A 16,120-nucleotide genomic window follows, 5' to 3' on the forward strand; every position below is an offset into this window, starting at 1 on the left:
TAACGATGGCACCTGGGTCGTTGATCCCAAGGACATCACCGTCACCGCCACCAGCGGGCGCTCGACTTACGGCGACACACCGAGCAATCCCGGCTTCACCGCCACCGGCCTGGTCAATGGGCAAGACGTCAGCGTGCTGAGCGGCCTCACCAACAGTTTCAGCATCGATCGCACCACCAACGCCGACGACTACGTGCTCACCGTCACCGGCGACTTGGCCAAGGGCAACTACCGTGTCGTCGAGCGTAACGATGGCACCTGGATCGTCGATGCGAAGGACATCACGGTCACCGCCACCAGCGGGCGCTCCACCTACGGCGACAGCCCTACCAATCCGGGCTTCACTGCTGTGGGCCTGGTCAACGATCAGGACGCCAGCGTGCTGGCCGGCCTCACCAATAACTTCGGCATCGACAGCCACACCAACGCTGACGACTACGTGCTCACCGTCACCGGTGCGCTGACCAACGGCAACTACCGCGTCACGAAGCGCAACGTTGGCGCCTGGGTCGTCCATCCCAAGGACATCACCGTTACCGCCACCAGCGGGCGCTCGACTTACGGCGACACACCGAGCAATCCCGGCTTCACTGCCGTGGGTCTGGTCAACGATCAGGACGTCAGCGTGCTGAGCGGCCTCACCAACAGTTTCGGCATCGATCACGACACCGACGCCGGCCGTCACACGCTACGCGTCGATGGCGTGCTCACCAACGGTAACTACACCATCACCGAACGCCGCGACGGGACCTGGGTCGTCGATCCCAAGAACATCACCGTCACCGCCAACGGCGGGCGCTCTACCTATGGCGATACCAAGCAGGCCAACCCCGGCCTCACCGCCAACGGCCTCGTCAATGGGCAAGACGTCAGCGTGCTAACGGGACTGACCAACGGCTTCGGTATCGACCACGACACCAACGCCGGCAGCCACACGCTGCGCGTCGATGGCGTGCTCACCAACGGTAACTACACCGTCACCGAATCCCGTGACGGCACCTGGATCGTGGATCCGGCGCGTCTGTTCATCACCGCCAACAACACTACCCGGATCGCCAACGGCATCCCCTACCGCGGCGGCAACGGCGTGGGCTATGCCGGCTTCGTCAATGGCGAGGATGCCTCGGTGCTGGAGGGCGCCCTGGCCTATGGCGGCAGCGCGCAGGGTGCTACGCAGCCGGGCGTCTATAGCCTGACCGCGGAAGGCCTGCGCTCCGGCAACTACCGCATCGAATACCGCGACGGCTCCTTGACGATCGGCGCGGCACAGGGGCTGCTTACCGCGGGACAACTGGAAAACGGCGCCATCGACGAACGCTACGCCGATCGCCACGACACTCCGTTCGGCCCCCGTCCCTCGCGGCTGGCAAGCCTGTCGCCGCCCGACCAGGGGCCGTCCCGGCTGCCGCTAAGCTTCGCCGAGAACTTTATCCGCGTGGGGCCCTGACGTCCGCCGGAACCGCAAACTGCTTATAGAAGAGGTCCATCCATGTGGAAGCACGCCAGCATCAACCGCGCCTACCGGCTGGTTTGGAACCGCGTCCAGCAGGCCTTCGTGCCGGCCCCGGAAACCGCGCGCGGCCACGGCGCAGGCAGCGCCGTGGCCCGCAGCAGCCGCGCATCGGCCTGCCTCCCTCCGCGCGCGCATCCGCGCTGGCGCCTCCTGAGCCTGGCCCTGGCCGGCGCGTTCCTCGCGCACCCGGCACTCGCACTTGACGCGGGCGCCCTGCCTACCGGCGGCAGCGTCGCCGCGGGCGCGGCGAACATTACCGGCTCGGGCAACGCGCTGACCATCACCCAGGACAGCGACCGCGCCATCGTCAACTGGCAGTCGTTCGATGTCGGCACGAACGCCAGCGTGCGTTTCGTGCAGCCCTCCACCACGGCGGCTACCTTGAACCGTGTCACCGGTAGCGGCGCCAGCCAGATCCTGGGCACCATGACCGCCAACGGTCAGGTCTACCTGGTCAACCCGGCCGGCGTGCTGTTCGGCGCCAGCGCGCAGGTCAACGTCGGCAGCCTGGTGGCCTCGACCCTGCGCCTTGCCGATGCCGATTTCCTCGCCGGCCGCGACCGCTTCACCCTCGACGGCGCCACCGGCGAGGTCAGCAACCAGGGACGCATCACGGCGGCCGACGGCGGCCGCGTGGCCTTGCTCGGGGCGCGCGTCTCCAACACCGGCACCATCCTCGCCCCGCTGGGCGACGTGGCCCTGGCCGCCGGCCGGCAGATCACACTCGCCGCGGGTGCCAACGGCCATCTGCAGATCGCCGTCGATCCGGCCGATGTGGCTACGCTGGCCAGCAACGGCGGCCTGATCCAGGCCGACGGTGGCCAGGTGGTCCTCACCGCCCAGGGCGCCAATGCGCTGGCCTCGGCCGTGGTCAGCAACACCGGCACCGTGCAGGCGCGTACCGTGGCGACGCGCGAAGGCCGTATCCTGTTGCTGGCCGACCAGGATCGCGGCGGCACCACCAAGGTGGCCGGCATGCTCGATGCCAGCGCGCCGCAAGGCGGCAACGGCGGTTTCATCGAAACCAGCGCCGCGCGCGTGACGGTGGCCGCCGGTACGACGGTGACGACCCGCGCCGGGAACGGCAAGACCGGCACCTGGCTGATCGATCCCAACGATTTCACCATCGCCGCGGCCGACGGCGACATGACCGGCGCGGATGTCAGCGCGGCGCTGCAGAGCACCGACTTCGAGATCCAGAGCGTCAGGGGGGGCAAGTCCGGCAAGGGCGATATCTTCGTCAACGACACGGTGAATTGGCGCGCCAATACGCTCACCCTCACCGCCGAGCGCGATATCCAGATCAACGCCGCCATGAACGGCTCGGAAGCGGCAGGGCTGGCGTTAAGGTACGGCCAGGGCGCACCGGCCGCGAACAATGCCGCCACCTACCAGGTCCGGGCGCCGGTCAACCTGACCTCCAAGGGCCGCTTCAGCACCAGGCTGGGCAACGATGGCCCCACGCTCGACTACATCATCATCACGCACCTGGGGGAGCAAGGCAGCCGCACGAGCACGGACTTGCAGGGCATCAACGGCGACCTGAGCGGTCGTTACGTGCTGGGCAGCGATATCGATGCCAGCGCCACCCGTGGGTGGAACTACGGTAAGGGGTTCGAACCACTGGAGGGTAGCGGGGACTTCACCGGCATCTTCGATGGCCTGGGCCACGTCATCAGTGAGCTGACCATCAACCGACCAAGCCAGAGCTATGTGGGGCTGTTCAGTGCCGCCAATAACGCCGCGATCCGCCACGTCGGGTTGGACGGGGTCAGTGTAGAAGGGAAGGACGGAGTCGGCGGGCTGGTCGGGCAATTTGCCTCCGACGGCAGTGGCAAGGCCCGTATCGACAACGTTTGGGTGACCGGAAACGTCAAGGGCCAGGGCAGCTTTGTGGGCGGGCTGGTCGGATACAACAAGGCTTCAGCCGGCGGCACGATCGACATCGATAACACTTGGACAAGCGGAGCCGTGTCAGGAACACTGAACGTCGGTGGCCTGATCGGATTCAACACCGGCGACAATGGCACGGCCAACATCAGCAACGCCCATGCTTCAGGCGCCGTAACGGGCCAGAATAGCGTCGGCGGCCTGATCGGAGTCAATTCTGCCAACAATGGCGCCACGGTCAGCATCGGCAACGCCTATGCCACAGGCAACGTAACAACGGGGCCGGGTCAGAGCCTCAACGTCGGCGGTCTAGTTGGACTCAACTCTGCCAAAAGTGGCGGCACGGCCAAGATCAGCAACGCCTACGCCACAGGCACCGTGAAGGGCAACAACCTTGTCGGCGGTCTAGTTGGACTCAACCAAGCCCTCCGCGGCGGCGGCACGGCCAGCACCGGCACGGCCAGCATCAGAAACGCCTACGCCACAGGTGCCGTGACTGGTGGCGCCAGCGTCGGCGGCCTGGTCGGATCCAACGAAGCCATCGAAGGCAGCACAGCCAGCATCAGCAACGCCTATGCCACAGGCGCCGTGGAGGGTAATACCAATGTCGGCGGCCTGGCCGGATACAATAACAACACTGGCGGCACGAGCACGGCCAGCATCAGCAATAGCTATGCCACAGGCGCCGTGACAGGCAGCAACCTTGTCGGCGGTTTTGTCGGATGGAACGCCCGCGGCACGGTTCGCGACAGCTACTGGGACCGCCATTCCACTCAGCAAGACGAAGGCAACGGCCGCAGTTCGGGAATTCTCACCAACCTGCTTTGGGTCACCAGTGACCCCGCCCAATCGGACGCCGCCGAGTACGCCTTCAAGGTCGGCGCCTACGCCAACCTGGGCACGGTCGCCACCAGCAAGAAAACCGACGCCGGCTGGTACATGATCGAGGGCCAGACCCGGCCCTTCCTGGCCTCGGAATACACGACCACCGTCACCAACGCCCATCAACTGCAATTGATGGCCATGGACCTCGGGGCCAACTACACCCTGGCGCGCAACATCGACGCCCGTGCAACCGGCCTCAACAACGGCACAGCGGACCGCTCGGGGGGCATGTGGACTGGCGCGGGATTTTCGCCCATCGGTAGTGACATCATCACCCCATTCACGGGCACCTTCGATGGCCAGGGCCACGTGATCAGCGGGCTGACCATCAACCGGCCCAGCCAGAACCATGTGGGCCTGTTTGGCCGGGCGACAAATGCCGCGATCCTCCACGTCGGGTTGGACGGGGGCAGCGTCTCAGGAAACGCATACGTCGGTGGGCTGGTCGGACAATTCGTCGCCCGCGATGACGGCACGGCCTCTCTCGACAACGTCTGGGTGACCGGAAACGTGAAGGGCCAGAGCAACTACATCGGCGGCCTGGTCGGACACAATGCCGCCGCCGTCGACAGCACGGCCAGCATCGACAACGCCTATGCCACAGGCGACGTAACGGGTCAGGATCAGAGCGACTACGTCGGTGGCCTGGTCGGATACAACTATGCCTTCGACGGCACGGCCAGCATCCGCAACGTCTACGCCACGGGTACCGTAGAGGGTAACGACCGCGTCGGTGGCTTGGTCGGGGGCAATGTCGGCACCATCGAGGACGCATGGGCCTCCGGCAATGTCACCGGCAAGACAAATGTCGGCTCGCTGATGGGCACCCAGTGGGGAAGTATCCACAACAGCGGCTACCGGCTGACCGGAGATCGCAGCATTAGCGCCTCCGAGGGCGACGTCAACCTGCTGGGCGGCGTGGTGCAAGGCGACGGCGTGACCGGCCAGACGCTCAGCGTGAAGGCCGGCAGGAACGCGAACCTGGGCGACATCCAGTTGCCCGACAACCACCTCAGCCTGAACGTCGCCGGCGACATCACGGCCCCTGACAAAGTAGTGGTCGGCGGCTTCACGCTGGACCGGGGCAACTGGCGCCAGGTCGCCACCCTGACCGAACTGCCCACGTTCTCGGCCAGCGACTTCCGCCTGGCCGGCGGCACCTTCGTGCGTGCCAACGGCGGCGACGGCAGCGCCGCCGCCACTCCCTATCTGCTGACCGATGTCTATGGCCTGCAAGGCATGGGTACCCTGCTGTCCGGCCGTTTCACGCTGGCCAATGACATCGATGCCAGCGGCACGGCCACGTGGAACAGCGGCGCCGGCTTCACGCCCGTGGGCGGCAATGGCTTTTACTTCATAGGTAGCCTGGATGGACAAGACCATGCCATCTCCGGCCTGGTCATCGATCGTCCCGGCGTGTCGTATATCGGCTTGTTCGGCAATGCCAATAACGCCAGCATCTCCAACCTGAGCCTGCAAGGCGGCAAGATAACAGGCAGCAACTATACCGGCGCGCTGGCCGGCGCCTTTTCCGGCACCCTCACGAATGTCCGCAGCGGCGTGGATGTCGATGGCGGCGACTTCACCGGGGGCCTGGTCGGAAGGATATGGTACGGCGCGAACAACCATGTTTCCGATGTCTGGACAACCGGCGACGTGGCCGGCGGCGACAGGGTTGGCGGCCTGGCCGGGTGGAACGGCCAAGGCACCATCCGCAATGCCGGCGCCAGCGGCAAGGTCAGCGGCACTACGGATGTCGGCGGCCTGGTGGGCCTGAATGACGGGTCAGCTTCCATCATCGGCGGCAGCGCCAGCGGGACGGTGGAAGGGGTCGACAACGTCGGTGGCCTGGTCGGCTGGAATTGGGGCAAGGGCACGTCCAGCAATATCGAAAATTCCTATGCCACGGGCGATGTGACCGGCACCGGCTCGAATACCGGCGGGCTGGTCGGCTACAACAGCGGCAGCATCTGGTTCAACGCCGACGAGAGCGACAGCCTCTCGGTGGTATATGCCAGCGGCAAGGTCAGCGGCGTCAATAACGTGGGGGGGCTGGTCGGCTTGAACGCGGGCAGCGCCAGCCTCATCAAGAATGCCAGCGCCAGGGGCGATGTCGTCGGCAGCGGCAGCGGCGCCGGCGGGCTGGTCGGGCGCAACGAAGGGGCCATCGACGCCTCCGTGGCCTTCGGCATCGATGTCAGCGGCGTGGCAGATGTCGGTTCACTCGCGGGGACCTGGGCGGGCGGGACCAGTCTCAACAGTGCCTATACTCTTTTTCAGAACGATCACAGCATCAGCGCCTCGAATGGTAACGTCAACCTGCTGGGCACTGTCATACAGAGCGGGAACGCCAGCGGCCGGACCCTGAGCGTAACGGCCAGCGGCGGAAATGCGAGCCTGGACAGCATCGCGCTATCCGGCAATAACCTGAGCCTGGATATCTCCGGCGACATCACCGCTGCCGGCGCGATAGAAATCGGCGGCTTCACGCTGAACCGGGGCCACTGGCGCCAGGTCAGCGCCGCGCTGCCCACGTTCTCGGCCAGCGACTTCCGCCTGGCCGGCGGCACCTTCGTGCGTGCCACCGATGGCGATGGCAGTGCCGCCACCCCCTACCTGCTAACCGACGTGTATGGCCTGCAAGGCATGGGCACCCTGCTGTCCGGACATTTCGCGCTGGCTGGCGATATCGACGCCAGCGGCACGGCCAAGTGGAACGACCGCGCCGGGTTCTCGCCCATCGGGCGCGACGGCATCACCCCATTCACAGGCACCTTCGACGGCCAGGACCACGTCATCAGCGGGCTGACCATCGACCGGCCCAACCAGGATTTTGTGGGGCTATTCGGTGTCGCGCAGAACGCCAGGATTCTCCACGTCGGGCTGGACGACGCCAAGATCACCGGAAAGTCGAGCGTCGGCGCGCTGGTGGGACAACTCTTCGCCACCAACAGCGACACCGCCAGCATCGATAACGCCTGGGCGAGCGGAACGGTGAATGGCTTCGCTTATGTCGGCGGCCTGGTCGGCGTCAACGCTGCCATCAGCGGCACGGCCCGCATCAGCAACTCCCATGCCACAGGCGCCGTAACAGGCCTGAGTAAGGATCAGGGCGAGGATCAGAGCAACCATGTCGGCGGCCTGGTCGGCGTCAACGTTGCCTACAGCGGCAGTGCCAGCATCCGCAATGCTCATGCCACAGGCGCCGTAGAGGGTAACGACAGGGTCGGGGGCCTGGTCGGGGGCAATGACGGCACCATCGAGGACGCATGGGCCTCCGGCCATGTCACCGGCAAGACAAATGTCGGCTCGCTGATGGGCACCCAGTGGGGAAGTATCCACAACAGCGGCTACCGGCTGACCGGAGATCGCAGCATCAGCGCCTCCGAGGGCGACATCAACCTGCTGGGCGGCGTGGTGCAAGGCGATGGCGTAACCGGCCAGACGCTCAGCGTGACGGCCGGCGGGAACGCGAGTCTGGGCACCATCCAGTTGCCCGACAACCACCTCAGCCTGGACGTCGCCGGCGACATCACGGCCCCTGACAAGGTAGAGGTCGGCGGCTTCACGCTGGACCGGGGCAACTGGCGCCAGGTCGCCACCCTGACCGAACTGCCCACGTTCTCAGCCCGCGACTTCCGCCTGGCCGGCGGCACCTTCGTGCGTGCTACCGGTGGCGACGGCAGCGCCACCACCCCCTACCTGCTGAGCGACGTCTATGGCCTGCAAGGCATGGGCACGCTGCTGTCCGGACATTTCGCGTTGGCTGGCAATATCGACGCCAGCCACACCGCCGGATGGAACGAGGGCGCGGGGTTTTCACCCATCGGCCGGGATGAGAGCGCCCCATTCACGGGCACCCTCGATGGCCAGAGCCACGTGATCAGCGGGCTGACCATCTATCGGCCCAATCAGGATTTGGTGGGGCTGTTCAGTGCTGCGGAGAATGCGTCGATTCGCAACGTCGGACTGGATAACGCCAACGTCACCGGAAGTGGGGACGTCGGTGCGCTGGTGGGACAACTCCGCGCCACCAACAACGGCACCGCCAGCATCGACAACGCCTGGGCGAGCGGGACGGTGAATGGCGTCGCTAATGTCGGTGGCCTGGTGGGATCCAACCAAGCTGACGAAGGCAGCACGGCCACCATCAGCAACGTCCATGCCACAGGCACCGTGACGGGCAAGCAACACGTCGGCGGCCTGGTCGGAGTCAACGTTGCCATCGGCGGCACGTCCCGCATTCGCAACGCCCAAGCCACAGGCGCCGTCACAGGTCTGAGTGAGGATCAGGGTGAGTATCAGGGCGACTATGTCGGCGGCTTGGTCGGCATCAACGTTGCCGTCGGCGGTACCGCCAGCATTAGCAACGCCTATGCCACAGGCGCCGTGACAGGCAACGGCAAAGTCGGCGGCCTGGTCGGAGCTAATGATGCCCTTATCGGCACCGCCAGCATCAGCAACGCCTATGCCACAGGCGCCGTCGAGGGTAACGACCGCATCGGCGGCCTCGTGGGGAGCAATGGCGGCACCATCGAAGACACCTGGGCCTCCGGCGATGTCAGCGGCGCGACGAATGTCGGCTCGCTCGTGGGCCAGGGGGAAAACGCGAGCCTCATCCGCAGCAGCTACGTGCTGACCGATGATCGCAGCATCAGCGCCTCCGAGGGCGACATCAACCTGCTGGGCGGCGTCACGCAGGACGCCGGTACCAGCGGCCGGACGCTGACCGTAAAGGCCGGCGGGAACGCGAATCTGGGTGCCATCCAATTACCCGACAACCACCTGAACCTGGACATCGCCGGCAACATCACGGCCGCTGATGCGGTGACCGTCGACCGCTACACCCTCAACGCGGGCCACTGGCGCCAAATCGGCACCCTGCCCGCGTTGTCGGCCCGCGACTTCCGCCTGGCCGGCGGCACCTTCGTGCGCGCCACCGATGGCGATGGCAGTGCCGCCACCCCCTACCTGCTGACCGACGTGTATGGCCTGCAAGGCATGGGCACCCTGCTGTCCGGACATTTCGCGCTGGCTGGCGATATCGACGCCAGCGGCACGGCCAAGTGGAACGACCGCGCCGGGTTCTCGCCCATCGGGCGCGACGGCATCACCCCGTTCAAGGGCACCTTCGATGGCCGACACCACGTCATCAGCGGGTTGACTATCAACCGGCACGGCCAGGAATTCGTGGGCCTGTTCGGTGCCGCGCAGAACGCCACGATTCGCAACGTCGGACTGGATGACGCCAACATCACCGGAAATTCGAACGTCGGCGCACTGGTTGGACAACTCAAAGCCACCAACAGCGACACCGCCAGCATCGATAACGCCTGGGCGAGCGGAACGGTGAATGGCTCCGCTAGCGTCGGCGGCCTGGTTGGCGTCAACATTGCCAACGGCGGCACGGCCAGCATCAACAACGCCCATGCCACGGGCAACGTAACGGGTACCGGCACCTACAACTTCGGTGGCCTGGTTGGATACAACTATGCTGACGCTGGCGGCACGGCCAACATCAGCAGCGCCTATGCCACGGGCGCGGTAACGGGCAAGAACTTCGTCGGTGGCCTGGCCGGACAAAACGTTGCCGACAGCGGCTCGGCCAGCATCAGCAACGCCTACGCCACAGGCACGGTAACTAGCAACGACGCCGTAACGGGTGCGAGTAGCGCCATCGGTGGTCTGGTCGGCATCAACCATGCCAACAATGGCGGCACGGTCAGCATCAGCGACGCCTATGCCACGGGCACCGTAGAGGGCGATAGCAATGTCGGTGGCCTGGTCGGGCGCAATGACGGCACCGTCAAGGACGCATGGGCCTCCGGCGATGTCAGCGGCGTGACGAATGTCGGCTCGCTGGTGGGCACCCAGGGGGGAAGTATCCGCAACAGCGGCTACCGGCTGACCGGAGATCGCACCATCAGCGCCGCCCGTGGCGACGTCAACCTGCTGGGCGGCGTCACCCAGGGCACCGGCACCAGCGGCCAGACGCTGACCGTGACGGCCACGCGCGGGAATGCATCACTGGGCACCATCGAGCTATCCGGCAACCACCTGAGCCTGAACGTCGCCGGCAACATCACGGCCCCTGACAAGGTGGAGGTCAGCCGCTACACCCTCAACGCGGGCCACTGGCGCCAGATCGGCACCCTGCCCGCGTTGCCCATGTTCTCGGCCAGCGACTTCCGCCTGGCCGGCGGCACCTTCGTGCGCGCCACCGGGAGCGACGGCAGCGCCACCACCCCCTACCTGCTGACCGACGTCTATGGCCTGCAGGGCATGGGCAGCCTGCTGGGGGGCCATTTCGTGCTGGGCGGCAATATCGATGCCGGTGCCTCGGCGGCGTGGAACGACGGCACGGGCTTCGCGCCCATAGGCTCCTCCGCGCCCTTCACCGGCAGCCTGGATGGCCAGGGCCACATCATCAGCAACCTGACTATCAACACCCCCAATCGCTCGACGGTGGGCCTGTTTTCCAAACTGCAGGGCGCACGGATCAGCAATCTCGGCCTGGTGAACGCCACCGTGACCGCCAATACCGGCGCTGGGGCCCTGGCCGGTACCAGCAGGGTCGACAGCGTCATCACGGGAGTCTATTCCCGCAACGGGACTATCCAGGGAAAGGGAGGCCTTGGCGGATTGGTCGGAAACAACCTCGGCACTATCTCCAATTCTTATGCGGACGGTGTCGTCACCGGCAGCCTCTTCACTTTCGGCACGGGCGGCCTGGTCGGCCAGAATGCCGGATCGGTGGAGAACAGCTATGCCACCGGCACAGTCACCGCCAACAGCTTCGTGGGCGGACTGGTGGGCACTCACAGCGGCGGCATCATCTCCAATTCCTATGCCACGGCCACGGTCAACGGCGATGGTGACTATGCCCGCGGCCTCGTCGGTAGCTACGTCGGGGGCGCCATCCAGGACAGCTTCTGGAATATGGATCTGGCCGCCATCGGCGTAGGTGCCGCCCCCGCCCCGGGCGCGAGCGGCAAGACCGGCGCGCAGTTGATGAACCTGGGCACCTACGCCGGCTGGGACATCGACAGCCAGGGCGGCACCGGCAGCGTCTGGCGCATCTACGACGGCGACACCATGCCGCTGCTGCGCAGCTTCCTCAAGCCAGTCACGGTCACGGCCAGCGGCATGGATGGCAAGGTCTACGATGGCACCGCCGCGAGCGGCACATTCACCTACACCACCGGCATCGCCGACGCCCTGCTGGACGGCGCGGCTACCTACGGCACCCGTTCGGCCAACGCCGGCCGCTACGCGGCGGGCCTGGGTCTGGATACGGGCCTCTATTCCGGACAATCCGGCTACGACATCATCTATGCCGACAACACGGTCACCATAGACAAGACACCGCTCACCATCACCGCCCTCGACAAGGGCAAGGTCTACGATGGGTTGATCTACACGGGCGGCTACGACGTCAGGTACGACGGCTTCGTCCACGGCGAGACCAAGGCGGCACTCGATGGCACCCTCGCCTTCGGCGGCAACGCCCAGGAGGCGTTCAACGCCGGCGACTACACCATCACCGCCAAGGACCTGAGCGCCCGCAATTACGACGTTCGCTACGTCAACGGCACGCTGACCATCGACAAGGCGCCGCTCACCATCACCGCCAACAGCGGGCGCTCCACCTACGGCGACACCCCGAGCAACCCGGGCTTCACCGCCGTGGGCCTGGTCAACGCCCAGGACGTCGGCGTGCTGGGCGACCTGGCCAACAGCTTCGGCATCGACCCCACCACCAATGCCGACGAGTACGTGCTCACCGTCTCGGGCACGCTGACCAACGGCAACTACCGCGTCGCGCTTCGCGACGGCCGCTGGATCGTCGATCCCAAGGCCATCACCGTCACCGCCAACAGCGGCCGCTCCATCTACGGCGACGCCCCGACCAATCCGGGCCTCACCGCCGAGGGCCTGGTCAACGGCCAGAACATCGGCGTGCTGGCCGGCCTCACCAACAGCTTCGGCATCGACCACGATACCGACGCCGGTCGTCACACGCTGCGCGTCGACGGCACGCTCACCAACGGCAACTACATCGTCACGGAGCGCAACGATGGCACCTGGGGCGTCGACCCGAGACAGATCGCGGTCACTGCCAACGGCGGGCTTTCCACCTACGGCGATACCAACCAGATCAACCCTGGCCTCACCGCCAACGGCCTGGTCAATGGGCAAGACGTGAGTGTGCTAACGGGACTGACCAACAGCTTCGGCATCAACCACGGCACCAACGCCGGCAGCCACACGCTGCGCGTCAACGGCACGCTGACCAACGGCAACTACACCGTCACCGAAGCCCGCGACGGCACCTGGATCGTCGACCCGGCACACCTGCTCATCACCGCCAACAACGCCATCCGGATCGCCAACGGCATCCCCTACCAAGGCGGCAACGGCGTGGGCTATACCGGCTTCGTCAACGGCGAGGACGCCTCGGTGCTGGAGGGCGCCCTGGCCTATGGCGGCAGCGCGCAAGGCGCTACGCAGCCGGGCGTCTATGGCCTGACGGCGGGAGGCCTGCGTTCCGGCAACTACCGCATCGACTACCGCGACGGCTCCCTGACGATCGGCGTGGCACAGGGGATGATTACCGCCGGACAACTGGAAAACAGCGCCATCGACGCGCGCTACGCTGCCCGCCACGACACCCCGTTCGGCCCCCGTCCCTCGCGGCTGGCGAGCCTCTCGCAGCCCGACCAGGGGTCGTCCCGGCTGCCGCTGAGCTTCGCCGAGAATTTCATCCGCGTGGAACCATGAAACCCTGCGCCTATCGCGGTCCTCCAGATCGCGCCATCGCCACAGGCCACCGACGCGGTTCGGAGACGCGCGCGCCTGGGCGCCATCGTCGCGCATGTCGCAGCACTCGTCTTTTGCGCGCGAACATCCGACTGCGAAATAAGATAATTCCCAAACAGACTCAGCACTTGCACGGCTTGCCAATGTCGCCTGGCTGCGATATTGGTCGAAACATGCTTGCTGCCTTGTCCACCTCATCCATCTCCATCCTCATCGTCGAAGACGATGCGCCGCTGCGCCAGGAGTTCGAGCGCATGGTCCAGGCCCACGAAGGGCTGCGCCTGCTGGGCGCCGCCGGCACGCTGGCGCAGGCGCGTGCGTTGCTGCAACGCTGCCGCCCGGACGTGATGATCGTCGACCTGGGCCTGCCCGACGGCGACGGCGTCGAACTGATCGCGGCCGTGGCGCGCGAATGGCCCGAGACCGCGTCGCTGGTGGCGACCGTGTTCGGCGACGAGGCCCATGTCATTCGCGCCATCGAGGCCGGCGCGCGCGGCTACCTGCTCAAGGACACCTCGCTGGAAGAGTTCGCCCACGCCCTGCGCGTGGTGCACGACGGCGGCTCGCCGCTGTCGCCACGGATCGCGTGCCATCTGCTCAGGCGCCTGGCGCCGGCGGCGCAGTCGGCATGGCAGGCTGGCCCCAACGCGCTGACCAGCCGCGAGATCGACATCCTGACCCACATCTCGCAAGGCTACACGGTGGCCGAGGCCGCCAGTCTCATGCATATCTCCACGCATACGGCCTCCACGCACGTCAAGAATATCTACAGCAAGCTGGCGGTGCGCAACCGGGTCGAAGCGGTCAACCTGGCGCGCCGCCAGGGCCTGATACGATGAAGCGCCCGTGGATGCGGCTGCCGGCCTGCGTGGTAGCGCTGCTGGCCTGCCTGCTTGTGCTGCCCGATAGCGTCCAGGCCATCAACCCGGTCACGCCCACGGCACAGGCCGCGGCTGCCCCTCCCGCCACCACGCCCGCCGCCACGATACCCGGGACGCTCACCCCGGCGCTGCCCGCCACCGACGACGGCGTGCTGTGGCTGGAGCACGGCGAATTCGTCGCCAGCGACGCGCCGCTGCCGCCCGCCGCCGGCTGGACGCCGGTCGCGCTGCCCGACAACTGGCGCCTGAGCCGGCCGCAATACAGCGGCTACGGCTGGTACCGCCTGCGCTTCACCCTGCCCGCGGTGCCACGCGAGCCCCAGGCCCTGTACCTGCCGCGGCTGGCGCTGATCGGCGAGCTATGGTTCAACGGCTCGCTGCTGAGTCCCGACGTGCGCTTCGACGAAGCGGGCCGCAAGGGCGACAGCATGGCCGATGCGCCCCTCTATCTGGTGCTGCCTTCCGCCCTGTTCCGCCCCGGCGAGAATATGCTGGACGTGCGCCTGCAAGGCGATCGCGGCCTGCGCAGCGGCCTGCCGGCCATCCGGCTCGGGCCCACCCATGTCCTGCATCCGGTCTGGCTGCTGCGCTACCTGCCGCAGGTCGTGGCGCCCTACATCCTGCTGGTGCTGGTCGCCGGCGCGTTGTGCTTTCTCTCCGCCTACGCCCGGCGCCAGCGGCACTTCGGGGCCACGCCGCAGGCCTTTCTGGCCGGCCTGGTGACGCTGTTGCTGTACCTGACGCAGGCACTGCCGGTGTCGCGCGACAGCCTGGAAGGGCTGCGCGCCCTGGCCAGCCTGCCCATGTACTGGCTGCTGTGCGTGGAAGGCTATCGCCTGAGCGGCTTCGCCATACGTGGCATGCATGCCGTCATCCACGGCCTGTCGGCGCTGACCGTGGCGGCCATCGTGGCGGCGCTGGCCCTGGGCGACTCCGGCGACGACATATGGATGCTGACCTGGCCGCACCTCGCCCTGCGGGTGCTGCTGTGCGGCCTGCTGCTGGTGGCCGGCTGGCGCCGGCGTTCGCCCAAGCTCGTACTGCTGGCATTGAGCGCGGCGTTGTGGTGCGCGACGGTGGCGCAGTCCTACCTGATCCTGATGGAGTGGCTGCCCTGGGACGCATTCCGCTGGAGCGTCGCCGGCGCGCTGCCTTTCTGCGTCGTGCTGATCTTCGTTTTCGCCGAGCGCTTCATCCTCGACCGCGAGGAAAGCGCGCGCGAACGGCAGGCGGCCATCGCCACCGAGCGCGGCCGCATCCTGCAGGACATGCACGACGGCATGGGCGCCCAGCTCATCACCGCGCGCCGCCTGGCCCAGCGGCCCGACGTCGACCGCCGGGACCTGGAGCGCGCCATCGAGGAATCGCTGCAGGACCTGCGCCTGATCATCGACTCGCTGGACCTGACCGACAGCGACCTGCTGTCGCTGCTGGGCAACCTGCGGTTCCGCCTGGCACCGCGCCTGGCCACGCTGGGCATACGCCTGACGTGGGACGTGCTGCCGCCGCCCGAGCTGGACGCGCTGACGCCGACGTCGGCGCTGGCCATCCTGCGCATCGTGCAGGAGGCCATCAACAACGCGCTGCGCCACGCCGCACCCGCCCACATCCGCGTATCGGTGCGGCCCGAGGGCGAGCACATCGTCATCCGGGTCGCGGACGACGGACAGGGCTTCGATCAGCCGGCTGCCAACCCGGGCTCGCGCGGGCTGGCCGGCATGCGCCTGCGCGCCGAGCGCATCGGCGCCCGGCTGGACGTGCGCAGCGCGCCCGGCCACGGCACCGAGGTCAGCCTGACGATCCCGACGGCCATGCCGCCGACACCGTAGGGCACCCGGTACCTGGTTGAAGAGGGGCGCGGCGTTGCGCAGGCGGGCATCCTCGGTCGGCCTGAGGGATCTCCGGTGGCGCGACGATACGGCGCCCTTACCTGACCTCAAACCGGACATCGAACCGGACATCGAACCGGACACCGCCCGCGCCACGCGCGGCAAACAGCCGGAGCGGCAACTCAGGCAATCCGCCTGCCGGATGGATACTGCCAACCAAGGCGAGCGCATCGGCCGAAACGCGCCGCCGTCTTTCAGGTGCAAATTCAGACCGCGCTCCGTTATTTTCGGAAATTTCCCTC

The 16,120-nt window shown here is 66.9% G+C and carries 4 protein-coding genes; all 4 read left to right on the plus strand.

The window, feature by feature from the left end; all coding sequences use genetic code 11:
- On the plus strand, nucleotides 1-1,447 hold a 1,447-nt coding region (locus KF708C_RS36465; RefSeq protein WP_197090387.1), incomplete at its 5' end, for an MBG domain-containing protein.
- A gap of 42 nt (nucleotides 1,448-1,489) precedes the next feature.
- The gene (locus tag KF708C_RS18700; protein WP_059412904.1) at nucleotides 1,490-13,069 is read left to right on the plus strand and encodes a GLUG motif-containing protein; all 11,580 of its coding nucleotides are present in this window, start codon (nucleotides 1,490-1,492) and stop codon (nucleotides 13,067-13,069) included.
- A 224-nt stretch (nucleotides 13,070-13,293) separates the two neighbouring features.
- Nucleotides 13,294-13,947 (plus strand): response regulator transcription factor, encoded by a 654-nt coding sequence (locus KF708C_RS18705; protein ID WP_059412905.1) that lies wholly within the window; start codon nucleotides 13,294-13,296, stop codon nucleotides 13,945-13,947.
- Nucleotides 13,944-15,818, plus strand: a complete 1,875-nt coding sequence (locus tag KF708C_RS18710; protein ID WP_059412906.1) for a sensor histidine kinase — start codon at nucleotides 13,944-13,946, stop codon at nucleotides 15,816-15,818. The genes KF708C_RS18705 and KF708C_RS18710 overlap by 4 nt, the downstream gene beginning before the upstream one ends.
- Nucleotides 15,819-16,120: the final 302 nt, after the last annotated feature.

Source organism: Cupriavidus basilensis (genome assembly GCF_000876015.1).
Lineage (GTDB): Bacteria > Pseudomonadota > Gammaproteobacteria > Burkholderiales > Burkholderiaceae > Cupriavidus > Cupriavidus basilensis_B.